The following is a 25822-nucleotide window of genomic DNA, read 5'->3' on the forward strand; positions in this document are numbered from 1 at the left end:
AATGGGCTATATCATGTTAGCAGCATCAGCTCAACAGCCGCCAAATGATAATTCTTTTGACCTGACAATAACTGTGAATCAATTTTGCAGTAAAGAAGGCTTGCGCTGCTCGAGAAAAAGAGTGATAGGAAACCGCCGACATGTTATGATAAGGAATAAGGGTTTATAGTTCGCTAAAGATACTGGCTTCCCTACAGCTGGCAGGGGTGCATTTGTTTCAAAATAGGCCCACTTATGTTAATTTTGCGTGGTCTATTAGCAAATAACAAGTTATAGGATTATATATTTAGTTCGCATTGATCATTTTGTAATTCATAGGCTTTGCTTCAGTCATTCTGGTGATCAGCTTATCAAAAATAGAGTTCAAGAATCCTCTCCTGTTAAAACGAAAATGGTATTTATCCAAATACTGCTACAGGCGATGGGTTTCACATTGATGATGTACGCCCCTCAACCAGCCAATAATAGTCATGATATGGATATGCAATGTGAAGGCGGGGAAAAGGACACTGATCCTAACAATGTATGTGGATGCCTCGGTTCTAACTTTAGTAAATGCTCACTTAGCCGATAACCATCGTGAGAGAGTACATAAAGTATTGTTTCAGGGTCTTATACGGCTATAGGTTTACAATAAAAACAAGATTTTTTTCATGTTGGAATAAGGTTGAGATAGAAAAAATAATTATAAAACAGACACGTATTTGACTTACCTATTAAATATCAAATAGCACATCCATTGGATTTTTAAGACAATTTTTGGTGAGGGGTATTTTGTACATAGAATTGTGATATAAGGTTACAAGGATTTGTTCTAAACATAGAAATAAGATTTTAATATTTCAAAATCATAAATTGAAATATTTCGCCAAAAATTAAAAAAAGGAACATTTTATAACCATTCAGCACAAATGCAACGGATTATTCTACTTGACGCAATATCGGACATGATAATTTTCGTTTAACCCCCTATCGGCTAAAACTATTATTGATTTTATTTTTGGAGTTGAATAGCTTAATTATTAGCTTAGTCAATTACTTTTGGCCATGCCTAAACACTTACTATCAAATCGTCTTAAAGCTTACACATTAACCGAAATCCTCGTGGTGCTCTGCATCATCGGTATTCTCGTGTTCCTTGCCCTGCCCAACCTTTTGCCGCTTATCACCAAAGCAAAAAGCACGGAAGCCAAACTTCAATTGGAATATATCCAGAAACTGGAGAAAAGCTATTATTACGAACATTCCAAATACTCCAACAGCCTTACCGATATCGGTTTCCTGCAGGAAAAGCTGACAACCGACAGCAAGGATGGGCACGCTAATTACCGCCTGGAAATTACCAATGCGACTACTACCGGTTTTACTGCGAAAGCAACCGCCGTGGTCGACTTCAACGGTAACGGCACCTTCAATGTATGGGAAATAGACCAGGACAAGAATATCAAAGAAGTAACCCCGGATTGATGTGCAGGCTGCCAAGATTATTACCCTTATTATATTGGTCATCATGTTTGTGCAGGATATAAAAAGCCGAAGTATCGCCTGGCCGTTGTTTCCGGTATTAGCCGCTTTATTCGCAATCATCCGGTTTGCTCCGCACTGGAATTTTTCTTGGATGGCATTGGAAGTTGCCGGACCCTTGGTTTGCCTGTTTTTCATGCTGGCGATGGTGTCCTTGTATATTTCTGTACGGTATCGGAAATGGATATGGATCACGGATGAAATGCTCGGCTGGGCCGATGTGCTCTTTTTAGCATGCCTGGCTTTTTATCTGCCTCTCCTGAATTACATGTTGTTCTTCATCGCAAGCAGCATAGCGATACTGCTTTCCTGGCTTGCCTATCAGCTGTTATTTCGGGTCAAATCGAAATTCATTCCTTTCGCAGGTTGCCAGGCTTTGCTGTTGTGCGGGCTGCTCGTTATCAGCTGGCTATCGACCTTCGACCTCACCAGCGATTTGTGGTTCATTAAATTGACGGGGATATGAAAGTAATAACCGATATCACGCTCCTGACCGAAAACATACACCTGCTCAGCAAAGAGCAGGCCTGGCATTATCGTGTTTTGCCCAAAGAAAAAGCCGGCAACGGCTTGTTTTTATATTGCGAAGAAGATGTTCAGATGGCCGATTTACAGGCCGAGCTGGAGATTTTGTTGGATTGCGATATATACTTGGAATACCTGCCTCCATCAGATATCAACAGGCTGCTCTCCACTTATTATATTAAAGATAATGCGCAGCAGTCGAATGCCTCCCTGCACACTGGTCAGGATGCCGATAATTTCTTGCTGAACCTGATACGAGAAGCGAAGAACCTAAAAAGCAGCGATATCCATATCGAAACTTACGAGCAGAAATGCCGGGTAAGGATGCGTATCGACGGCATGATGGTAGAGCGTTATCTTTTGAAGAAAGACGACTACCCCGCCCTTATCAATAAAATAAAAATATTATCGAACCTTGATATCGCCGAAAAAAGGCTGCCGCAGGACGGGCGCATCAATTACGCCTATCAGCAATATAAATTCGATATCAGGGTATCTGTCTTGCCAACGCTGTTCGGCGAGAAAGTGGTGCTACGCCTGTTGAACAATGACGCAGCTGACATCGACCTGAAACAGCTTGGGCTTTCTGATTTCGATCTGGAGAATTACCTGCAGGGCGCCCGCCGACCAAACGGCATCTTGCTGATCAGCGGGCCGACGGGGTCCGGGAAGACCACCACGCTCTATGCCACGCTGAAATTGCTCAATAAAGAAACCCGGAATATCCTGACCATAGAGGACCCGGTTGAATATACGCTCGAGGGTATCAACCAAGTGCAGCTTAAAGAATCCATCGGCCTGGGCTTCGCAGCCGCCTTGCGCACTTTTTTGCGCCAGGACCCGGATGTGATCATGGTAGGCGAGATCCGCGATGTAGAAACGGCCAACATGGCCATCCGCGCAGCACTTACCGGGCACCTGGTGCTTTCCACCATACACACCAATTCGGCATGGGGTACGGTATCCCGTTTGATAGATATGGGCATCCCTCCTTTTTTAGTGGCCAGCACGCTGAATACGACCGTTGCCCAGCGCCTGATCCGTTTGCTTTGCCCGCATTGCAAACAAAGCGCAGCAATGACAGACGATTTGTACCCGAAACAATTCAAGCCCTATTCGAGCGTACCGGTGCAGCATATCCCGAATGGTTGCGAACGATGTTATTTTACGGGTTATAAAGGACGAAAGGCCGTTTACGAAGTAATCCCTATCGACCGCGAACTGGCGATAGATGTAAAAGACGGCAACATGTATATTGCGGACCGGCTTGAAAGCCGCGGCATAAAAACGCTGGCAGAGAACGCCTTCGCCCTTTTCAAGGACGGCGATACCTCCTTAGAAGAAATCTACCCATTATTATTTAATTTTTAACCGGCTTATGTTCAGAAAACTTACTTTAATTATTATCATAAGCCTTGCATTGCTGTTCCCGTCCAGGGGTTTCGCGCAGCAAAACAACCAGCACCTGCAGCAAATCCAGAATACTTTGGACAGCCTTTCGCAGATAATACCCGGATTGAACAAAAAGGTGCAGCTGTCTATTTCCGGTGTACCCGCCCAGGATTATTTACGGGCAATCGGCAGGGCAAATAATATCAGCTTTCATATCGACCCCTCCGTAAATTTCACTGTAAATAATACTTTCAGCGATGTTACCGCCAGCAATATCCTCCTGCTGCTAGCCCAGCAATACAACCTGGATATCAGCGCCACGGGCATTATAATTGTCATCAAAGTTCATCAGGAACAACTCGTCGTGTTGCGACCAAGGGCCAAAGAGATAAACGTCCGTTACCGGGAACTGGATAATGCGCTGAGCATGGATTTAAGCAATGACAGCCTGACGGCTGTCGCTAAAAAAATCACGACGCTGTCCGGAAAAAACATCATCGTCCCGCCCGGCTTACAGGGAAAAATGGTGACCGCATTCATATCCGGTGCGAGCTTCGATGTGGCGATGGATAAACTGGCTTTCTCCAACGAACTGAAAATGGTAAAAACCAACGACAGCTTTTACCTTTTCCAGCCTTTAGACGACAACGAGCAATTGTATGTCAACGGCGACCGCAAAACCGATGTCAAAAGGATATTCAAGCCTATCAATAATGCGCCCGCCGGCAACCTTGGCTTGTCCGTGCAGACCGTCGGCGGGCAAAAACTCATTTCCGTAAGTTCAGCCAACTCGGGCATAGCAGAACTGGTGAGGTCGGCGTCGCAGGAAATGGGCAAAAGCTATTTCGTGTACTCGGAAATCAAAGGCACCATCAATACGATCAACGCCAACGACCTTACGTACGAGAATTTCCTGAACCTGGTATTCAAGGGTACCGATTACACCTTCAACCAGGCGGATGGGGTTTATCTGATCGGCGACCGGAAACTGGAAGGCCTGCGCAGCCATAAGGTAGTGATGCTGCAGAACCGATCTATCGATACGGTCCTGGCATTGGTACCAGCAGAATGGAAGCGCGGTGTGGAAGTTAAAGAATTCCGGGAGCAGAACACCTTGATATTATCGGGCTCGAAGCCGCAGATAGAAGAAATTGCTTCCCTGATCAAGCAGATAGACGTTTTGGTGCCCCAGATACTGATAGAGGTAACGCTTATAGATGTCCATAAGACCCGTCGCGTCTCTACCGGCATCTCCGCAGGCACGGCGGATAGCATAAAAACGGGCGGCACACTGCTTCCGGGACTGGACTATACTTTCGGGTCCAAATCGGTCAACGAATTCCTCAACAAAGTGGGGGGCATCTTTTCGACCAACCTTGGGCACGTCACGCCGAATTTCTACCTCAATGTGAGTGCCCTGGAGTCTAAAAACAATATCGATGTGCGGTCGGTCCCTAAACTGGCCACGCTCAACGGACATACCGCATCTTTAAGCATAGGCAACAGCGTTTTTTATAAGAACGTGACCCAGAACCTTTACCCCTCGGCGGCGACCAATACCTCCGTCTTCACGAACGAGTATAAGGAATCGGATGCCAACCTGACCATCAGTATCCGTCCATTGGTATCGGGCGACGACCAGGTGACGCTCGGCATAAAAATCGATATTTCGGATTTCACTTCCTTGCCTACTGATGGCTCGCCGCCGCCAAAGTCAACCAGTAAATTCGAGTCTACGATAAGGGTACATAACGAAGATATGATCGTGCTTGGCGGCATCGAGCGTACCGAAGACTCCGATAACTCCTCAGGCGTACCATTCCTCTCGCGCATACCTATCCTGAAATATATATTCAGCAGCAAGAGCAAGACGAAGTCGAAAGTGGTAACCCTGGTATTCATCAAGCCAACCATCATCAGATAGCCAGGTGGAAATATTAGCGCAATATTACAGGATAAGCAAAGGCACGGGCATCCATATCCATATAGGGAACGATGGGAGCGCTACTTTCGCGGTATGCGGACTGGAGCTGCATAAAGACCGGCTGGATTTCAAAGAAAAAGCTGTGGGCCTTGCGTCTTTAAAAGAACCGACTGATAATTCGTCGGCCGCAAACGCCGCAGTGGTAATAACCGGCAAGGGTATCCTGATAAAGCAATTAGCGAAGCGCGGCCATACCGATAAGGACAATTTTTCGGACGTGCTGACTAATGCGGATCTCGATGATTTTTACGTGCAGGATTTCATCAACGGGGATAATTCCTATGTAGCGATGATACGCCGCTCAGAAGCGGATAAGTGGCTTAAGATAATCATAGAGAAAGGCCATAAGCCCCTGATGCTGTGCCTTGGCCCCTTCCCCGTCGAACATATTTTCAACCAGCTCAATGTTTACGGTGAAACGTTCAATTTCAACGGCCATTCGCTCCAACGCGATAAAGATGGCTTATGGCTCGGTTACAAATACGCAGCAGAGGCCGTATCCCCATTCCTGATCAAGGCTGAAAACGAACCACTGGATGAAAAATTAGTGCTGGCTTACGCGGCTGCTTTCCAGTTGCTTTTATCCGGGCAATTACTGCCGATACGGACAGACGACACCGAACTGGAAAACAAATTGCAGGATGCGCTGCTGGAGAAAAAGTTCCGTGCAAGGCTTGCGGTATTGCTGGGCGGCATCTTTTTATTGTTGATGCTCAACTTCATTGTTTTTTTCTCGCTCAATTCCTCCAATCAGGAACTCGCGCAAAAGGTGAGCCGTAATACCCTCAATAGTAGCCAGACCGAAAATATCAACGATGCGATCCAACAAAGTGAGCTGCTTTTAAAAGATCTGGGCTGGGATGGCGTGCCCAATAAAACGATATTCATAGACCAGCTTGCCCAATTATTACCCGCAAATGTCAGTTGGGAATCGGTCAGTGTCGACCCACCGGATGCAGCGGCTTTAAAAACGCAGCGGGCAGTGCGATTTACCCAGAGGCATATCACCATCATGGGAAGTTCCGCCAATATACTTCCTGTGAACGAATGGATAGCACGCGCTAAATTGAGGCCCTGGGTAAAAAACATCCGGATGGAAAGCTACTTATTCGACAATGAAGAAGGGACAGGAAAGTTCACCGTTTCTATAGATTACTGAATATGATGAAGGCTTTTTTTATCAAAAACAAATACGGGTTATGGATACTGTCTGCAGCGTTGCTGTTCGTCAGCTATCAGCTGGCTTTGAAAAAAACTTTGGAAGCCTGGCAATTGAACAATCGTTTGAAAACGCAATTGAATAATGCGGGCGACCTTAGCTACCAACCTGCCTACCTGGAAAGGAAAAACGATAACTTAAGCAAGCTCGTAAAATCTTATTCCGCCGATACAGCAAATTTCAGGAGCGACATCATCGATAAGGTAGCATCGGTAGCCGCAGAAGGAAAAGTCAAGGTAACTTCCGTACCGCTACCCGATGTCGGTTCGCCGGATGAGCGTTTGATTATGCAGCCACTCGTACTTGAAGGCACGTACGCGGCTTTGATGATGACGGCTCAAAAATTATATGCGTTGCAGAGCATCGGCTTAGTCCGTTCGGTTACGCTGAAAATGCCGACCCAACGCCAGTCCCCAAAAAACAAGCCGCTCCTGATGCAGGTGTATATTGCAGCGATACGGCGATAGGCAATATTATTGGAAGCTATTGCTCATCTGGAAAAGCGGCAGATACATGGCGATGAGTATCCCGCCCACGATGATCCCCAGGAAAATAATAATCAGCGGCTCCATAGCGCTGCTGAGCGTGGAGGTCTTATATTCCACTTCCTCTACATATTGCTCGGATATCTTGGCAAAAAAATAATCTAACTGGTTGGTCTCCTCGCCCACCTTTACCAGCTGTACCATTTTCGCCGGATATATCTTGTACTGCTGCAAGCTTTGATAGAGCGGCTTCCCGTTCATGATATCCTGTTCGATCAAGCCTAACGATGATTCTATCGGATAATATTCGATCATCTGCCTGATCAGGGCGATAGCCTGCAACAAAGGCAGTTTAGCATTGATCAGCAGGCGCATGGAATTGCAGAAACGGGCAAGGTATATCTTCTGCACCAGGTTGCCAATGACCGGGACTTTCAATAGCATTTGAGAAGCAACTTCCCTGAACTTATCGGTTTTCCGGACAGCAAAGATGCCTGCTGCAATCAGGATAACAATCAACATGAACCCTAAGAAATTATTCTCCAGCGCCTGCGATATACTGATAATCTTTTCAGTGACGTATGGAAGCTTACCGCCGAAGCGGATAAACACATCGCCGAACATCGGCACAACGAATTTGAGCATGAAAAATACCGCACTGAATGAGGTAAGCAATACGATGCAGGGATAGGTAAGCGCGGATACGATCTTGCGCCGCTGCTTGATCTTGTTCTGGAAATATTTGGCAAGGTCCTGCAATACTTCGTGTAGCTTGCCCGACTCCTCGCCGATTTGCAGGCTGAACACCTCGTAAGCGGAAAAACGCCCGCTTTTCTTTAAGCTGCCCGAAAGCGAAGAACCGTTGGTGACTTCGGAAAGTATGGTGCCGAACAGGAGTTTGTCTTTTTCTTTTTCCTGGTCGGCAGTAATGAGTTCCAGGCTACTTTTTAAGTTGATGCCGGCTATCAGCAGCGAACTTAATTCGAGGTATAGATATTCTTTCTTTTTATCCGCCAGCTCTTTGCTCCCAAAAGAGATATCCTTGTTCAGCAATTCGATAATGCCGGTCGGCGCAGTCTTTTGGCTATCCGGCTTTTTGGCCTGCTGATAACGGTTGATGTTAATGGATGGCATTGGCTGTATCGGTCAAAAGGTCTTCGGAACTGTATTGCTTATGGTAAATATACGGTATCGTGCGGTTTTTGTAAACCAGGGCGAATGATAATCCATCGATGAGGGAGTTGCCTGACTGCAGCCCATCCGTTTGCCCGATAGGCAAACCTTTAAAGCTGAAATCGATATTTTGCGTATTGACCTTGAATGTGTCGGTGATACCGGACGTACGAATGATAAAGGTTGGGGAAAATGCATAGACCGCACGCCTGTCCCGGCCTGCAAAAACCAGGCTGTCCGGCTCTTTGACAATATGCTGCGCCATGGCGAAATCTTTCATCAGCAGCCTGTCCAGTTGCGTAAGCTCCAGCACGCCTTGCTGGTCTTGCCGGTATTGATTGTAAGCATTGCTTACGATACCGAATACCGTGTAAGTAATGGAGATGACTATCGCTGATACGATCATCGCTATCGTAATTTCGAGGATGGTGTATGCCTTTAGTTTTATCTTATTCATCTATCAGCACCTTTCGCATCGTTAGTATAGTATCGCCTTTCTCATTCCTGGCCGCCAGCCGGATCTCGGTTAAAGCCGGGTTTTTCCAATAAGGAAGTATTTGCTGCTCGACGGTTAACCCGTCTATGTTGAGACTAGCCTGGCCCGGTACCAATTCATCCGCCCGTTCAGCATCGGCAATCGCTTTATCGAGGACTTTTTGGGCAGTTGCCTTCGTTACGCTCAGCGAGGAACGCGTTACGTTGGTTATGACGACCAAAGCGATACCGAACACGATAACAATCACGACCATCGCGATTACGGCTTCGACCAGGCTGGAAGCGTTGAGCATGATGCTTACTTTCTTTCGAGCCATTGCAATACTTTGTTTTTATTCGACGTGGAAGGCAGCAGCATGCTGCTTAGATAGTAAGGAGAAAGCTTTTTGGCATCCAGCGTATTGCCGATAAGGTAGTTCTCGTAGGCCGAAAAATTATTCTGATAAAGAAAGCGCCCTGTGAATATACTGCCATAAACAACGTTGTTATTTTTATACGAAACAATCCCCTGCGAGTACACCTGCCCTTTCACGGTCACATTATCGCCCAATTTGATTACTGGCAGCAAGGAGGCTTTGAATTCTTGCCATGCAGCTACAGTGCCGTTCACGACTGTATGGTTGCCGATGCTGATGAGCGCGCGTCCCTTATCTAATGGGTTGCGCCGGAGCACTGCCAGGCAGGAAGGATAATCAAAAATGCAGCGTTCGCCTACGCTGATGGAATCGGTGGCGATGAACTGCGCGTTGCCATGGAAACCGCTGCTGATGACGATGCCGGGTGCCCTGACGACTATGTTGCGAAGCGATGCCGACGCGTCTATCGTCAACGTCGTATCAGAGGATATGATAATGTTGCCTTCGATATCGATATCATGCAGCGTCGCTGCATTTTTGCCCAGATATAGATAACGTACCGGCTGAAGGAACGAGTTTTTGATCGAATCCTCCCGCGGCACCCATGTATTGGCCTTTAAAGGGAAATCAATCGTGTTATCGAGGAGCTTAAGCCGCTTAGGGTTCAACGGAGGGAGCTCTCTTCCGCTGTTCGTTATCCTTCCGATAACGAGATGTTTGTCGCCCTGATAACCGTTGCCGTCTACATAGGCCTCCCTGATACCAGCCTTAGGAATCGATGCAGTCCCCCGGATAAAGGCTTTGCCGCTGACCGATAACGGCCTGTCTTCATCGGGTACGTAGAGTGCGACCCACTTCGCAGTATCGATGGCATCCGCAATCGTGAAGGCGTTATAAACGGTGTCGCCTTGCTTGAATGCTTTGGCAATGCCTACATCGAAGATGCCCCATGGCTTGCGCTGTACCGAAACGGAATCGTCGGCCTCGTTAAACAGGCCGAACCTGCTCTCCTCCGGATAGGTGTTCGCGGTATCGGCCAACAGGATATTGGTAGCGGATGCCAGGTTAAGCTGTAGTTTTGATTTACGGAAGCTGCTTTGATATTGCGCGCGGTAGAAGTACCCTGCAACGATAACGGCAGAACATAGTACAGCAATGACTAATGCGATAATGATGACCATGTATAAAGCGGATGCCCTTATCATCGTTTTTGTTACTGGCCTGCCGTTTTCACTGTATCGCGTTTAGGGCTTTTATGGGAGAAAAGCTTCCTGATGAACGGGATCGGCTTTTTGGCCAGCACGCCTTTTTTGTAATACGTTACGCTGACAGAGTCTTTGCCGTAATGGTCGTAAAGATATCCGTCAAACTGGCCTTTAAAATATTTGCCTTGCTGTGCCAATGAACCGTTGGCATCGAACTTGCTGAAGTCCCCTGACTTGAGGCCATTTTTCCAGGTGATTGTTTGCACTAGTAGGCCACCTTCCGTCCATTCTTTCCAAATGCCATTCTTTAGGCCGTTTTTGAATGTGCCTTGCTCTTTTATATTCTTGTTGGGGTAGAATTCGGCATATGCTCCGTTCAGTAATTTGCCGCTGTAACCACCTTGCGTGGTATGTATCCTGTTCGCGCTGTACCAAAAATATAAGAAGTCTGTTTTTACATCTATATCGTTTCCCACCGGCTCTACTTCAAAAAGCAGGCTCCTGTCTGCTTCGTTTATACGGACACGGTTCGCGCCAAAACCGGGCAGATTTTGCGATGATGCACCCTGCATCCAGCAACAAAATATAATCACTATCACATACCTGTACATATCCTATTGGCTGATTTTGATAAATTTGGTCTTACCCTGGAATGCAACTTTCACTGAGTCCTTGGCATTCCGGAGCAACTTTACATTTTCCGATGTCTCGCCTTCCGCTAAGGTAAAATTTCTGCCGTTGATGTTCAGCATCGCGAGGGGCTTTTTCGAACCTGCGCTGATGATATAGCCGGAATAACGGATAAACCCCCAGTTGACAGGCGGCACGAAGGGCTGTGCCGCCACCGAAGGCGTCTTGATTAATTTATTCACTGCAATTACTGCCGTATCTTTGTCTTCTGCAGCCCCAAAAGGGTCGCGGTAGTTGAGCATCAATTTGGTGGTATCTTTTATGGGCGCATAATCGTTCGGCGTTTCTTTTTTGTCGGCCACTGCTGGCGGCTGTAAATCAGCCCCATCGTTTGCGCTTACCGCAACAAAAACCCGGTAGATGATCATCCCCCAAACAACAACGACCACTAAAAGCAGCACATAGGTAAGCGGCTTGTTTTTCATGGCCCTTTTATTTGATAACAAAACTACGCATTACGCTCGCCTGCCCTTCATTGCCCGCAGCATCAACCGCGCTTACCTTCCAATATACCCGGTCGCCCGAATTGCCCAAATTGAAGTTGCTGCTCAGGCCACTGACAATTGTCGGATAGCTTGCGTTGTATGCCGAAGTAGAATCTGCCTTTAAGACGTATAGCTTATATGCCGAAGCGGTAGTTACGGCACCCCATTGCAGGTTTACCGGCAAGGCGACCACCTCGCCTTTACCCGGCGAAGTCAAACTCACCTGTGCAGGCGGGATATGGTCTGAACGGATATTCCTCGTGGATGACCATAAGGATTGCGCCGTATCGTTCTCGGCCCTCACCCGCCATTGGTACAACTGGTCTTTCGGGAAGGTAAAAGCATATTGCTGCGCGGCTATCGGTTGGTTATAAATAATCTTGCTCTCATCCGCAAAGCTGTTGGTATCTACCTGCAGGCGGTACCGGGTTGCCCCAAACATGTTGCCCCATTGAAAAGTCACAGCGCTTTGGTTCGTTAACGCGTTATTTCCGGGTGCGCTTAGCTGCACAGATTGTTGCTTGATAGATGAATACAGCACCTCGAAACTCCCCGCTGCACTGTAAGCCGTTTGCGAACTGCCATTCTCCGCCCTAACCCGCCACTGGTATTGCCCCGGTGCCAGGCTCAGGGCCAGTTGATTTTTATTGACGACTGTATCTGCAATAAGTGCGCCGATGGTATCGAATTGGGGAGTAACGATTTGCAGGCGGTAGGTTAAAGCATCCTCAACCTCGTCCCACCAGAAAGTTATTGTGTAGTTTTTGCTTTGGTAATGCGCTCCAGGCGCAAGTAATTTCACTTCGCGTTTATCGATGGAGGGCTCGATGAAATCCTTGCAGGATGCCATGCCCAGCAGCAATAATGCGAACAATATATAGCGAAAAGGTTTAGTGCTCATCAAGCACTAAAATAGGCAAAAATCGAGGATAAAATTAAATGTGGATTAAATTTTTTCTTGTTGCGTATGAGTACCAAGCAAGCCCAACCGTGAAATTGCAATTAGTTGCCTTGGATGCCAGCCATAAGTTAGCACAATTAAAAAATTGGGGGTTATCCCCACAATAAGCCGAAAGCACATTTACATTCCAGGTCGAAGTTATAAACTGTGAACCGTAGAGAGGCTATAGATTTTAGGCTCATTTCTTTGCAAGTGGTTGGGCATGACAAACCTTTACTCACTTCGCTGACACTTCATTTCCCCGCAAGGCTAGGTAATTACCGAATGCTGATCACACTAAAGCTAGAACCACAACTAAATTAGGCTACCTAAACAGACGTAGCCGTGTAAGAGCAGGGGAGGCTTGTATTAAAATCTATTCAATACATCGAAATTGTAAAAGCTAATAAAATTTGATTTTAGACAACTTTTTAAGATATTTATATAATAAGCATTAGCGATAAATAGAATAATTAGGTTGGAGACCTATTCGGTGACCCAACATAAGCTTAGATTTTAAATAGCTGATTTAGAGAACACAAGAGTTTTACGCTTGTTCCCTCCCTCTCCGCAATTTATATATCAAACGATTCAAAAAGAGGCTGTATCATAAATCATGATCAGCCTCTTTCTCCTTTTTAAGAAAGTTTGATATCCACTTTTTTCCCTGTTTTAGCAGCAAGGAATATTGCATCAATAATCTTCATATCTTTTACCCCTTCTTCGCCATCTACCGGTACAACTGGTTTCTTGTCATCAAATATGATGCCCGCGAACTCGTCCATTTGTACGGTTTGGTGGGTGGTAATAGGTTGGGTAAGTTCACCTTTATGGGTACGCCCCTGTATAGGGCCATAACTTGTGGAAGGCTGCATTTCCGCGAAGCCTTTGTCGCCGTCGAGGAAAAAACGGTCGAGGTTGTTCATGTTATAGGTTGACAGGCACGATGCTACCGCGCCGCTCGGGAAGCCAAACTGGAACTGAATAGTTTCATCAACACCTTCTTTAAATTTCTCATGATCGGTTTTAGTTTCCTGGGCGGTAACCCATATCGGCTCCTCGCCGGTCATATAACGCGAACCGTTAATGGCGTAAATGCCAATATCCATCATAGCGCCACCGCCGGCCAGCTGCTTATTTAATCGCCATTGAGTAGGGTCGCCGATGGTAAAGCCGCATTGCCCCTGAAAAAACTTGATCTTGCCGAACTCACCGGCTTGCCTCATCCGGATAACCTCCAGTGTTTTGGGTTCAAAGTGCATACGGTAGCCAACCAACAGCTTTACACCTGCCTTTTTACAGGCATCAACCATTTCCTGCCCCTGCTGGGCATTTACCGACATTGGTTTTTCGCATATGGCGTGTTTGCCGGCTTTGGCTACACGTATTACCTGATCGTGATGCAAGCCATTGGGAGTTATTACATATACCGCGTCAATATCCGGGTTGTTTTTAATGTTATCAAAGTTTTCATAATTGTAACAATTCTTCTCGGCGATACCATATTTGCTTTGCCAGGCTTTAACTTTTGATGGCGTGCCACTTATTACACCAACCAGTTTTGCTTTTGTACATGATTGCATGGCTTCGGCAACACGGGTACCATAACTCCCAAGTCCCATAATAGCTACGCGCAGTACTTTGCCATCATAAGTTTTTTCGTTGTTGTCTGTGCTGTTTGCCCACCCCGAAAGCGGTGCCAGGTGTAGGGCCAAAGCCGATACACCCAATTTTTGTAAAAAGTCCCGACGTGAATTCATAGCTAAGTTTTTTGGTTTTGAATGTAATCTACACATTTCTTCAGGAATACTTAATTTCCGGTAATATTTTTTGTAATGTGTTGTAAAACAAACGTTCTTTTTATCAAAACCGAACAATTAAATCGGGGTATTTGTTTATAAGTAATTGATCTTTAATTATTTAAATACATTAATAGACTGGGGAAATAAAAAAGCCCTTTAATATGCAATTAAGGGGTTTTGTTGACGTTTTCAACGGAGAGAGAGGGTTCAGAATTATTTCCCTGTGCGCTATTGATTATTAGCACTTATAAAACAATCACCTTTTTATTTAAAATATTTAAGATGGATTCGGCTTAAAATCTTTAGCAATTGAGGGGAACTATTGTTGTGGTTGAATATCGATAATTTTTATGCCGCCGTCATCATGGATTCGGGCTTTAGGTCGTAATGGTATCAATTTCTCATGATTAAACATGCTGGGTCTAATAGACAGCCATCTTTAAAATTCCGTCACTTAACCCAAAAAACCTCGGGCAGTTTTAATCAACCTACATATTTTTACCAGGGGATACGCATCGTGGTGTTTTTCGTCGGCTCGTGATAGGGTTATTACCGGTTGCTAATGACGCCAAAGCTGGAATGAGGAGTCGGTACAAAATATGCTTTGGTGTATTGCCGTACGGTATGTTTTTATTTCTTATAAAAATCTGAATTTCCAGGTGAAAGAAAAATTTGACTTTTGCTCATTTTTTACGAAATTTATATCATAAGCATTAGCGATAAATAGAGTATTTAGGTTGGTGACCTATCCAGTGACCTAACATAACCTTAGACTATAAATAGCTGATTTATAGAATACAAGCCCATGTAGCTTGTTCCTTCCCTCTCCTCCAGTTTATATATCAAACGATTCGATAAACGTCTTAAGAAAATTGAATAAAGGGGCCTTCCCTTATAAAAACCCATCAAAACGTTCAATAAATGATATTAAATAGGTGACCTTTTCGAGACCTTCAATATATCCAGGTAATTGAGCGGTCACCCAAAAGAGATAAATGATATGAGTTTAAAAAGTGCACTACCGCTTCGATTGGCAATCAAAGTATCCACCGCAAATTTTTGACAAATAATACGAAACGCTTATCTTCATACCGCATCTGCAACGCTGTGAGCAAAGCGGTGAGTGCGAAACGGAGCCGTTATAAGTCATTGATTGTAAGATTTCTAAAAGGAGATAAATATTCCCCTATGGCTGCGCCAATGGCTGTCTCCAGTAATCAAGTTCAGCGGGAGCAGGACTCGAACCTACGACCTTCGGGTTATAAGCTGTAACCAGCAAAAACTGCAGACAAGCCAATATTGATAAATATAATATGCTGCATTTTTTAATAAATAATCTAAAGATCATATGATGTGCATTATAAGGGTGTGTTTTTTAAGTAGATTTCTAATTTGCCACCATTCATAATGTCAGTATAGCGGATTAAATTATCCGTAATCGTTCGCCCGTTCAATTTTACGGTTTGGATATATTTGTTTTGTTGCGTCAAACCGTAACAATATATCCGAAATTTTCTTCCATTTTTTAATTTTATGGCTACTTTATTAAACAATGGAGAACAAAGTATAAATTCGCCCGAAACAGGATTTAAAGGATAGAAACCCATAGACGCGAACATATACCAGGCCGACATTTGGCCGGCATCATCGTTTCCACCCAAGCCTCCGGGCCCGTCGTTGTATTCTTCGGCTAATATTTTGCGTACTACGGCCTGTGTTTTCCATGGTGACGGGGTATAGTTATACATGAATGGGATCTGATGTCCGGGTTCATTGCCATGCCAGTATTCATTTTTAGCAAAAAGAGTATCCAACTCGCTTTCAAGCTTAACCGGGCCGCCCATTAACCGGGCAAGCCCGGGCACATCTTGCGGAACATAAAAAGTATATTGCCTTGGTGTTCCTTCGGTGATATAAGTTTGCCTCACATCCGGATCAAAAATTTTAGTCCAATTACCATTTTGCATCCGCCCTCTTACAAAACCCGCAGCCGGATCAAATACGTTTTTGTAATTATCTGCCCTTTTCATCAATGATCTGTAATCTGCATCAAACCCTAATTTTTTCGACAACTGCGCCAAGGCATAATCATCATAAGCATACTCCATGGTACGGCTTACCTGCTCCTTCTTATGAAAAGCATCGTTAACGCTGTCTTCCAATGGTATATACCCATATTTCAGATATGATATTAGCCCTCGCCGGCCTTGGCCATTTTTATAGTCCTGTTCTTTTTCAGGCAGATCAAATGCATTTCTCCTCATTAACCGGTATGCTTCGAAAACATGAGCAGTGGCAATGCCCTTTAAATAGGCCGATGTAATAACGGATGTAGTATGATCGCCGATCATTTCTGATGTGTAGTTATTCCAGCAGGGGAAAATCGGCAGCCAGCCGCCCTGCTCTCCTTTTAGCATCAGCGACTGAACAAGATCATTTACCAACCGGGGGCGGAGTATTTCTAAAAGCGGCACTTGCGCCCGGTAGATATCCCATAATGAAAAGTCGTCGTAATAATTACCATTACCCATTTTTTCTAACTGATAATTACCTGCAAAACGGGGGTAAACACCATCAACATCGCTATACAAACGGGGATGCTGCATGGCATGATAAAATGAGGTGTAAAAAATATGTTTATCAGTTTTGTTTGTAGTAGTTACTGTTATCTGCTTTAAAGTCTGCTGCCATATTTGTCTGCACTTTGCCACGGTATTAACAAAATCCCATCCCGGCAACTCGACAGCAAGGTTTTTACGCGCACCTTCCAGACTGCTGAAAGATGTACCAACCTTTATAGACAGCTTTTCGCCTTTTTGCATCTTAAAACCTAAAAACGCGCCTATGCTTTTTTGCGCAGCGATACTGTCTTTTATAAAAACCTTATCGCCGGCAAACGTGCCCTTGGTTACCAGTATTTTATTTATTTTAATTACAAAATAACCGTTAAACCCCGCTGATTTCCCCCAACCCTGGTAAATACGGTGTACAGGATTATAGCCATATATCTCCCCTTTTTTTGCATCAATTTTAATATAGCCTTCTCCATAATCGCTATTGGGCGTAATCAAAAGGTAGAGACTATCCGTTGCATCGGCGGTAAATTCCATCATGCCGCATCGCGGTGTAGCGGTAACAGCAGCACGTATTTTGTATGATAAAAGGTTAAGCCGATAAACATAGGGCGACGATTGCTCATCCTTATGATCGAATTTGGCAGAATAATTTACGGTTTTCAAACTGCCTGTTACCGGCATTATGGTTAAGCTGCCATAATCCTGCATACATGAGCCACTTATCCAGTGCGAGCCTCTAAATCCGCTAAAAAAATTGTCTTTATAATAATACGGCGGTGTGCATTTTGATTCTGATGCCTGTGTCTGTGGTGTCCATTGCGTCATGGCAAAGGGGGTACATACTGATGGTATTGTATTGGCAAAATTTTCCTGCACCGAGCCTAATTTTAAGGCTGATGGCGTAGTACTGCTTGCCGTTCCGGATAAGGGATTAACATATTTAACAAGGTTTAACTCCTGTGCAAATGCGCCCGCGCATGTAGTAGATAATAGTATTAATAAAAAAAACGCTCTTGCATTTAACATCATTACTAATCGTAGTGAAGACTAATCTCAATTCTAATATGGTAATAATATTCAATGCCGTTTAGCTTATTAAACGGCATTGAATAAAATCTATAATTTAACAGTTGCCGGAAGGTATTTAGCGATCAGATCTTCATAATAAGGTTTTAATTCAGAAACCACGGGCGGCTTCGGGCTTTTTGAATACAGGTCATAAGGATTAAATTTATCAACCCATTTAAACATTTCATGGTCATGTGCATTAAGTAAATGATCATAAGCATGCTCACGATGCTGTGAATAAAATGAGTGATAACGAATCATGTACAAGCCTGGTTCAGGCAGATAATCTTTTGTTAAATGATACAGGTATTCATCATGCCCCCATGATAAATGCACGTTGTCCATTCCGCAGTGCTTCGAGTAAACACCATATTTGGTATTGTAGCGCTCATCATTTACATCAGGATTATCCGAAAAAAATTCAGGATAAACTATTTTGTCCGAAAACTTACACCCCACCGGGTATGAATCGCCCACAACGTTCCATTGCGGCTCGCCAAACAGGCAAAGTACCTTACCCAGGTCATGTATAAAACCGGTAAGCACAAACCAGTCCGGGTGCCCGTCGGCGCGTATGGCTTCGGCAGTTTGCAGCAGGTGCTGCAGCTGATCAAGTTGTAAATCAGGGTCAGAGTCATCTATTAGTGTATTAAGGTACTCCATTGCTGACCACCACGGCATTTCCTTCTTGTCAAACTTCAAAAAGTTAGCCTTTTTGGCTAAAACATTTTCATAGGTTTGATATTTATGATTAAGCCGGTAAAACTCGCGTACGCCGTCTATCTCCGGGCCGTCATAGTTCCTGAACTCATCCTTTTCCTTAGCCGGCTTTCCGGCCTCCGGGTATCTTTTAAGTACATCCTCGTCCCAATCTTCAAGACTGTGTAAAGGCGACATTTCATCTTTAGGTGGTTTTGTCATAACTTTTATGGTTTAATAAATACTCTTTTATTTGTGTTACTGTTTTACCAGCCGCCAGGATAAATAAAGAAACTGTGTTGCAGCCTGAACGACGGTTCATTTATAATAGGTTTAGTCGGATAATTTAAAGTTGATAAAATTTACGCCCAAATATGATTTACCACCGCCTTTTATTTACGTAATCGTTTACGTGCTAATAATAAACCTATGGCGTTATTGCACCTTTATATTTTGCCCGGCGCTGCCTGGAATCCTGATGTGTTTTAAGATCAGGCCGCTTACCTTATTGAGCAATATCACCGGTTTCATTTTTACCTGCGGGATACTTACCGCGTTTAGGTCGAGCCCATGTACATCATCGGCAATAAAAGCAGGGCGATAATCGGCTCCTTTACAGGTTAACACCATATTCTTAATTTTGATGCCAGCGGCATGCCTAATATAAAAGCCCCATGCCGGCAATTCGCCAAACATGGAGAACTCGGGGTAGTTAGGTATTCTTTCGGGTACTTTTTCAAGTGAATCTATCCCAAAATGGGCTACCTCCTTTTTTGCGCCTCCAGCATAATTGATGGTAATATTTTCAAGCGTAACGCCCTCTACTCTGCTACCCGGTATTCCGGTAACAGATGATGGAAAAACATTATGTGGCACCATAACTACAGGCCCTTCCATGGGGTAACCGGCATCGGGCTTACCAGCCGGCACATCAACTTTTACATTGCCAATATATACCCTACGCAAGATTCCCGCAGGTGCTTTTTGGTTACGATGCCCCAGCCTGATCACAAGAGCATTACCCGTATTGGTGGCCTTAATATTACGGATGTCAATATCTTCAAGTGTTCCGCCGTCAACAGTTTCAATCGCTATTGCCGATCGGTAAGTGTCATAAACGCTGATATTTCTGATGGTTATCTTTTTGAATGCACCATGCGAAGCGGTGCCGAATTTCACTGCGCTTGCGCTTGAACGCACCCTGCAATTAGCAATGTAAATATTTTCGCAGGCGCCATTCCTGTCTTCGGATTTTAGGCAGATCCCGTCATCGGCAACATTAAAAAAACTATTCGTGAGCTTTACATTTTTACAATCCACAATATCTATCCCATCGTTGTTCCAGTAGGTAACACTTTCCACCTTTATACTGTCAATCACCAGGTTTGAGCAGTTTTTATAATTCTGGATCCAGCATAAGCCGTTTTTAATGGTTATGTTTTTAATTTTTATATCGCCGCAGTTTTTAAACTCAATAAGTTTAGGCCGATTATCTTCTGTTGGTCGCATCTGGTGCCAGGGATTGGGCGTGCGCCATTCCGTATCAATTAAGGTACGGGCATTTAACCGGCGGTAAATATCCTTTAGTAAATCCTCTCCCTGCCCATCAATAGTTCCCTGCCCGGTTATAGCAATATGGCGCTGATTGTTTGATACGATAAGTGGGGATGCCTTACCTTCGCCATAATCAGCCCGGATTGCGCTTCCCAACAAAACTGCATTTTTGCCAAGACGCAATTCAACGTTTGATTTGAGGGTGATAACCCCGGTAACAAACTTCCCGGCAGGAACTAAAACCAGGCCGCCGCCATTGGCCGATGCTTCATCAATAGCCTTTTGAATTGCTGCTGTATTGTTAGTTTTACCATCGGCTATAGCCCCATAACGTTTAATATTATAGGTTTTTATTTGTGCCGATGCGGCTGTACTGATAAAACCAGGTAACAAAAGGACGAAGAGTATTTTGAAAATGTTTTTCATTTAAATAGTTGATATAATTGGCTAAACTTTTAAAAATAACTTATTGCGATACAGGAGGTATAAAAACAGGAGTTGTACCAGGGTAATGCTTACCGCCGTCCACACGGCTTGCCATGCCACCGGGGTTAGGTGAACAAGTCCTCCTAACAAATAGGCTGCAGTATGGCCGAAATCAACCAGGCCTTCTGAACACAGGTAAATCAATATAGAATTGGTTCCTATCCATACAAAAGGGATAGCCCATTTTTTAAGCCCTGCTACATCAATAACCAGGTAAAATACCGATAAAAGGATCATGCTACAGCCGCCCACATACAACACGAACGAACTTGACCATTAGCGTTTATTGATAGGAAACTCCGGGTTCCATAGCCAGCCCAATCCAATTAATAACACACCTGCCCCAAAAAGCAACATGCCTTTTTTGAACATAGGCCAGCGGGGCGATTCTAACTTTAAAAAGCTTCCCGTAAACACACCAAGCAATGCTGTGCCTATAGCGGGGATTGTTGAAAGTACGCCCTCGGGATCATGTATTTTATCATGCAATCTACCGGGCAAAAGCAGCCTGTCAACATACGATTCCAGCGAGCCCTGCATGGTTAGCACACCTGCGCCATACCCTGGCACAGGGATAAATAACATTGCCGCCCAATAGCCTATCAAGATCCCTGCAAGCCAAAGCATTTGCCCGCGTAAGTTAAAATTGAGATAGATGAGGCCGGCAAAAAACCAGGCCAACCCGATACGCCCCAATACGCTGGCAAAACGCGTGTTCTCATACCCATTAAATTTAAGCGCACCGTTTACCACCATCCCCAGCAGTATAAGTATCAATGTGCGCCGCAACATGGAAAGATAAATATCCCGCTTGGCTTTTGCCGGCAGTTGACTGGCCGATTGAACACCCGCCTTAGCAATTTTATTACCTGTAGAATAAGGCATTGATGCACCAGCGATGAACAGGAATAATGGAAAAATCATATCATAAAAAGTGATGCCGTTCCATTCGGTATGGTGCAGTTGGCCCGAAAACCACAAAAGCAAGGGCCACCGGGTAACCTTCGCCAGCGTATGGATGATTTGCTCGCCGCTCATGATCCAAAACATATCAAACCCACGAAGCGCATCAAGAGAGACCAGTCGTTTGGTTGGTTTTATAGTCGATAAGGATGTCATTTTTAACTATTCATTATTTATAAGCCGCAGCTATCCGTTTACGATATTTGTTGTAAATAGCATTGGCCTGGCTTACGCTGCTGCCGCTTGCCTGTAATGGGTAATTTTTATGGCTGTTTACCCACTGCCATTCCCATTGACTGATTGATTTATCAAAGCCCGTTATATCAGCCTCCTTGCCCTGTTGTAGCGCATCATTCAGCAAAGCGAAAAACTTTTCCCAACGGACTTTATAGAAATCATTGAACAAACCACTCCATTGCCTGCATGAGTACTCATGCAACGGACTTTTGGCATCGCCCCAAAGGGTAATCAGGTCGCGGGCATTGCGTTCATACAGATCCTTTTCGGCTATTGTATTGCCTTGCTTACGGGCATCAGCCAACCATGGCCCCAATAAAAAATCCTTACGGGTTGCTAACAATGCATCCATATCACTAATAAGCTGCAGGTATTCCCGGCTGTACCTTTTAAATTCGGCTATATTTTTTTGACGATAAGCATCTACCCATTTTTTTTGCAGTGGCAAAGCGTAGTTGGCCAGTGCCTGCCGGGTAATATCTACCAGGTCATAACGGAAACCATCACTATTACTACAGGTTGGGATTGCCTTCATCATCGCATCCCATGCAGGTAAAAAATCTTTGGGTTTGTAGTTAAACGTAGTATGTGTCCATACCGTATTTGAATCAAGCGTTGGCCGGCCGGTAATAATAGATTCCGATCCATCCCTTATAACTTTCCCACCGCTGTAAACGGTATTGCGCAATACCTTCCAGGCCTGTTCGGTATATTTATTAATATGACCGTAACGATTTAACTGGTATTGATTTATCCATTCATCAAGGTTGATCGGTTTATCCTGCCATGTGTTAGCGGTCATGAGTTCGTAAAGCACCGGGTTTTGTTCAATGGCTTCCATAGTAAGGCCTATCCCCTCCAATTGCTTTGATTTTGGGTCGTTTAGCGCTGCAGCCGGGCCATTGGCCACTTCATTCATGCGGCCAAAAAGCACGATGTTGCCCCCAAAATTGTGCAGCATATTCCATATCCAGGGTTTGCCGTAAAAAGCATCGGTACGTTTCCAAACCGGTTGAATTTCGGCGGCAAGGTCAAGAATGATCATGTGTTCATTGGGCACTGCATCCAGCAGGGCCTTGATCTGGGGGGCATTCCAAAATTTCCTGTCGCTGTAAAAAAGCCAGCCCTGCATTACCCAGGTTGCTTTTGGGTCGGCATTGCTCATGCCCTGGTACACCCGTGAACTTAAGGCTGAAAGATAAGTAGTATCATTGGTTGGCGGTTCGTTCTCGTTAAAGGTATCAGCAGAATATAAATGATCCGTTCCGTAAAGCTTGGTTTGTGTTTCAATAAACTTACGACCTATTTCGGCAAAAAGCGGGTCTTCAGTATCCAGTATGTAGGTATCGGCAAAGCCGTTTTTCCAATTTGTTTGTTTAAGTTTTGATGCCGGAAAATGCTTTTGGAATGACGGCGGCACATGCCCGGTGAAGGATTGTAAAATGGGTTTCATGCCCAGGTCGCGTTCGCGCTGCACTATTTTTTGCTGCAAATCGCGGTGGCTTTGCATCCAGCTTAATGGCAAAGGGCCACCCCAGCCATCAAGGTTGCCCATCCAAAACCACGAGAAGTAAGCGGGGCCGCAGAAGAACTCATTCAGATCAGCATCAGAAAAGCCCATGCCTTTGTAAACTTCATACCAGGTATATTCCTGACCGGTTAATGCCAGCGGCATATTGATGCCATGCAAGGCCATCCAGTCAATCTCCTTTTGCCATCTTTCCCAATTCCACCAGCTCATGCTGTAATTAAAGGTGCAATAATTAAGGTAATAGCGATATTGGTAGGGTGTATTTTTATGTACACGGGTTTTAATAACGGGTAGTTTTACAGGCAACTTCAAATTAACCCCATTCCAGGTTAGCTGGCAATGCGCATAGTTGGTAAGATAATCATATAAGGCCGATGCAACTGAAACACCGTTGGTTCCTCTTAGTATGATCTTACCATTACGGCTTTCTATTTCAAAAGCGTCTTTATCCGTAATGGGCAATTGTTCAACCAAAAATGCGGAAGCCCGTTGCGGAATTATCCTTTTTATGAGGGCATAAGATGCGGGAATATTAACCTGTGCAGACGCAGTATTATTACTTACAGCAACGGCAAGTAAAAAAAAGACGATGAATTTTAAGCAATAGCGCAAGTTGTTTTTCTTCATAAACAGTAGATAGGCCGATCAGTATAGCCAGATACTAAGTTAGTAAATGCCATAAAAAAACAGACAGAATATGGGCCGAAGCCCAAATCCTGTCTTTAAATTAAACTCCTTTTTTATTAATATCCCGGGTTTTGAACCAGTTTTGTATTAGTCATCATTGCACTAGTTGGTATCGGGAATATACGACGATATGTTTCTGTATTTGTTTTACCCAGGCCATAAGCGTTTTCGTACTGTCCAAACCGGATCATATCATTTCTATGCCAGGTTTCCCATGCAAACTCCTTACAACGCTCATTGTAAATGTCAGTAAGTGAAACGCTGGACAAAGCTGCAGAAGTGGTACGAACCGCTTTAACCTGGTTTACTAATGATAAAGCCGTAGCGCCCAGCGTTGGTGAGCCACCACGCAAAATAGCTTCAGCCTTCATCAGGACGATGTCTGAATAGCGAAACAAAGGAACATCGTTATTTTGGTTCCTGCTGATGGTGTTGGTATAATCTGGTAAAAATTTAATATTACGTATTCCAGTATTCCATCCAATTTCATCGTTACCCAGATCAAATGATGAATTAGTACCCGCCCGAACCGAACTGGCCGAAAGTGGAGCGAGGACCAAAGGATATGTATAAGTAGCAGAACCGTCTGCTCCGGTATAAAACTGGTTGTATCCAAGTTTGGTAGTTTTTACCATAATAGGTGTGCCATCCTGCCAGTATTGCGCACCGGTTAACCACTGTTTGTTGCGCACATCGTTAGGGTCGTCAAAATGGGCATAGAATTCGGCAGTTGTCATACGTGGTCCGCTTGGCTGGCTGTTTAATAGTCCATTGCCGGTATTTAAATTCATTACCGGGTCTGTATATCCGCCGGGGTTAGAACCGGAATATAAATAGCGTATTCCCAGGTTGCGGTTAAGGTCATAACGGGCATAGTACATGTTACCGCTTGTGGTAGTTGCATCATACGGGATAGCAAAAACGAATTCCTTTTTTGATGGCCCGTTAATTGGATAAAATTGTTGTAAATAGGAGCTCATGGGTTCCAAAGCATAGTAACCCGAACTGATGATCTGGTCGCAGGCTGCTATACAATCATTATAACGGGCTGTGCCGGTGTAAACCTCTGCGTTTAAATACATTTTAGCTAAAATGGAGTACGCGAGATCTTTGGTAACCAACCCATAAGTTGCAGTAGTCTGCGATTTAAGGTAAGGAATAGATGCTTTTAATTCGCTTTCCACATAATTAAAAACCTCTGCCCTTGGTGAGTTGGTCTTCAAAGTGGTAGCGCCGTATAAGGTATCGAGCGGTACGTTACCATATGAATCCATCATCATAAAATAGGCCAGAGAGCGCACTGTTCTTAATTCGGCTATACTGGTGTTTTTTGCATCGCCTACAGGAGCTGATTTGTTAAAAATCGATATGATTTGATTAGACGTACCAATAATCCCGGTTAAATAGCTCCACAATGAATTCACCCAGGCATTATCTTTCGTCCATGTATGGCGATGCAGTTCCATATATTTATTACCATCAAGCCAGTTTGAACCAAATGTAGCCAAAACGGCCTCATCGGTTGAACAACTTTGCGTAAACCAATATGACCCTGAAAAATCGTTGCGGATAGCGATATATGCCGGCCCTTCTGCCGAAATAAACTGGGCAGGCGTAAGCGGATAAACGGCGGGCGTAATTTCTGATGTAACGGGTACGTTAATTTTTTGACATGACGAGATCATTGCAACTGCCGACAGCAAGCCTAAAATCCCTAAAATTATCTTTTTCATATATTTTGTATAT

At 44.5% G+C, this 25822-nt stretch carries 21 protein-coding genes and 1 pseudogene; 6 read left to right on the forward strand and 16 right to left on the reverse strand.

What is annotated here, in order from left to right; all coding sequences use genetic code 11:
* Nucleotides 1-286: 286 nt before the first annotated feature.
* A pseudogene (locus tag AC1DYT_RS24655) lies at nucleotides 287-487 on the reverse strand (IS1595 family transposase); the annotation flags it as partial.
* A 560-nt stretch (nucleotides 488-1047) separates the two neighbouring features.
* Between AC1DYT_RS24655 and AC1DYT_RS24660 the strand changes: the two are divergent.
* From AC1DYT_RS24660 to AC1DYT_RS24685, 6 genes are read left to right on the forward strand one after another with little or no spacing between them, the layout of a single operon-like run.
* Nucleotides 1048-1467 (forward strand): type IV pilin protein, encoded by a 420-nt coding sequence (locus AC1DYT_RS24660; protein WP_477472156.1) that lies wholly within the window; start codon nucleotides 1048-1050, stop codon nucleotides 1465-1467.
* Nucleotide 1468: 1 nt separating this feature from the next.
* On the forward strand, nucleotides 1469-1990 hold the full coding sequence (locus tag AC1DYT_RS24665) for a prepilin peptidase (protein ID WP_477472157.1): 522 nt from the start codon (nucleotides 1469-1471) through the stop codon (nucleotides 1988-1990).
* Nucleotides 1987-3420: a GspE/PulE family protein gene (locus AC1DYT_RS24670; RefSeq protein ID WP_477472158.1), complete on the forward strand. Its 1434-nt coding sequence runs from the start codon at nucleotides 1987-1989 to the stop codon at nucleotides 3418-3420. Before AC1DYT_RS24665 ends, AC1DYT_RS24670 begins: the two co-directional genes overlap by 4 nt.
* A gap of 7 nt (nucleotides 3421-3427) precedes the next feature.
* On the forward strand, nucleotides 3428-5365 hold the full coding sequence (locus AC1DYT_RS24675; RefSeq protein ID WP_477472159.1) for a type II secretion system protein GspD: 1938 nt from the start codon (nucleotides 3428-3430) through the stop codon (nucleotides 5363-5365).
* Nucleotides 5366-5369: 4 nt separating this feature from the next.
* Nucleotides 5370-6584, forward strand: a complete 1215-nt coding sequence (locus AC1DYT_RS24680) for a hypothetical protein (protein ID WP_477472160.1) — start codon at nucleotides 5370-5372, stop codon at nucleotides 6582-6584.
* Between the two features lie 2 nt (nucleotides 6585-6586).
* On the forward strand, nucleotides 6587-7111 hold the full coding sequence (locus AC1DYT_RS24685) for a hypothetical protein (RefSeq protein ID WP_477472161.1): 525 nt from the start codon (nucleotides 6587-6589) through the stop codon (nucleotides 7109-7111).
* Between the two features lie 6 nt (nucleotides 7112-7117).
* Here AC1DYT_RS24685 and AC1DYT_RS24690 read toward each other — a convergent pair whose 3' ends face one another.
* The 15 genes from AC1DYT_RS24690 to AC1DYT_RS24760 all read right to left on the reverse strand — a co-directional run bounded on the left by AC1DYT_RS24690 (nucleotide 7118) and on the right by AC1DYT_RS24760 (nucleotide 25809).
* Nucleotides 7118-8263, reverse strand: coding sequence for a type II secretion system F family protein (locus AC1DYT_RS24690; RefSeq protein WP_477472162.1), 1146 nt, complete (start codon nucleotides 8261-8263; stop codon nucleotides 7118-7120).
* Nucleotides 8250-8759 (reverse strand): PulJ/GspJ family protein, encoded by a 510-nt coding sequence (locus tag AC1DYT_RS24695; protein WP_477472163.1) that lies wholly within the window; start codon nucleotides 8757-8759, stop codon nucleotides 8250-8252. The genes AC1DYT_RS24690 and AC1DYT_RS24695 overlap by 14 nt, the downstream gene beginning before the upstream one ends.
* Nucleotides 8752-9114, reverse strand: coding sequence for a hypothetical protein (locus AC1DYT_RS24700; RefSeq protein ID WP_477472164.1), 363 nt, complete (start codon nucleotides 9112-9114; stop codon nucleotides 8752-8754). Before AC1DYT_RS24700 ends, AC1DYT_RS24695 begins: the two co-directional genes overlap by 8 nt.
* On the reverse strand, nucleotides 9096-10358 hold the full coding sequence (locus AC1DYT_RS24705; RefSeq protein WP_477472165.1) for a hypothetical protein: 1263 nt from the start codon (nucleotides 10356-10358) through the stop codon (nucleotides 9096-9098). Before AC1DYT_RS24705 ends, AC1DYT_RS24700 begins: the two co-directional genes overlap by 19 nt.
* An 8-nt stretch (nucleotides 10359-10366) precedes the next feature.
* The gene (locus AC1DYT_RS24710; RefSeq protein WP_477472166.1) at nucleotides 10367-10969 is read right to left on the reverse strand and encodes a toxin-antitoxin system YwqK family antitoxin; all 603 of its coding nucleotides are present in this window, start codon (nucleotides 10967-10969) and stop codon (nucleotides 10367-10369) included.
* 3 nt (nucleotides 10970-10972) lie between these two features.
* Nucleotides 10973-11473: a hypothetical protein gene (locus AC1DYT_RS24715; RefSeq protein WP_477472167.1), complete on the reverse strand. Its 501-nt coding sequence runs from the start codon at nucleotides 11471-11473 to the stop codon at nucleotides 10973-10975.
* Nucleotides 11474-11480: 7 nt separating this feature from the next.
* Nucleotides 11481-12434 (reverse strand): fibronectin type III domain-containing protein, encoded by a 954-nt coding sequence (locus tag AC1DYT_RS24720; protein WP_477472168.1) that lies wholly within the window; start codon nucleotides 12432-12434, stop codon nucleotides 11481-11483.
* A 677-nt stretch (nucleotides 12435-13111) separates the two neighbouring features.
* On the reverse strand, nucleotides 13112-14233 hold the full coding sequence (locus AC1DYT_RS24725) for a Gfo/Idh/MocA family protein (protein ID WP_477472169.1): 1122 nt from the start codon (nucleotides 14231-14233) through the stop codon (nucleotides 13112-13114).
* 1400 nt (nucleotides 14234-15633) lie between these two features.
* Nucleotides 15634-17880: a GH92 family glycosyl hydrolase gene (locus tag AC1DYT_RS24730; protein WP_477472170.1), complete on the reverse strand. Its 2247-nt coding sequence runs from the start codon at nucleotides 17878-17880 to the stop codon at nucleotides 15634-15636.
* Nucleotides 17881-17967: 87 nt separating this feature from the next.
* The gene (locus AC1DYT_RS24735) at nucleotides 17968-18840 is read right to left on the reverse strand and encodes an inositol oxygenase family protein (RefSeq protein ID WP_477472171.1); all 873 of its coding nucleotides are present in this window, start codon (nucleotides 18838-18840) and stop codon (nucleotides 17968-17970) included.
* A 213-nt stretch (nucleotides 18841-19053) separates the two neighbouring features.
* On the reverse strand, nucleotides 19054-20598 hold the full coding sequence (locus tag AC1DYT_RS24740; protein ID WP_477472172.1) for a glycoside hydrolase family 28 protein: 1545 nt from the start codon (nucleotides 20596-20598) through the stop codon (nucleotides 19054-19056).
* A gap of 21 nt (nucleotides 20599-20619) precedes the next feature.
* The gene (locus tag AC1DYT_RS24745; RefSeq protein WP_477472173.1) at nucleotides 20620-20895 is read right to left on the reverse strand and encodes a hypothetical protein; all 276 of its coding nucleotides are present in this window, start codon (nucleotides 20893-20895) and stop codon (nucleotides 20620-20622) included.
* 39 nt (nucleotides 20896-20934) lie between these two features.
* Nucleotides 20935-21777 (reverse strand): acyltransferase family protein, encoded by an 843-nt coding sequence (locus tag AC1DYT_RS24750; protein ID WP_477472174.1) that lies wholly within the window; start codon nucleotides 21775-21777, stop codon nucleotides 20935-20937.
* 13 nt (nucleotides 21778-21790) lie between these two features.
* Nucleotides 21791-24016, reverse strand: coding sequence for an alpha-N-acetylglucosaminidase (locus AC1DYT_RS24755; protein ID WP_477472175.1), 2226 nt, complete (start codon nucleotides 24014-24016; stop codon nucleotides 21791-21793).
* 116 nt (nucleotides 24017-24132) lie between these two features.
* Nucleotides 24133-25809 carry a RagB/SusD family nutrient uptake outer membrane protein gene (locus AC1DYT_RS24760; protein WP_477472176.1) on the reverse strand — a complete coding sequence of 559 codons (1677 nt, stop codon included), beginning with the start codon at nucleotides 25807-25809 and terminating at the stop codon, nucleotides 24133-24135.
* Nucleotides 25810-25822 lie beyond the last annotated feature (13 nt).

It is taken from the genome of Mucilaginibacter sp. P1_D10, from assembly GCF_056406215.1.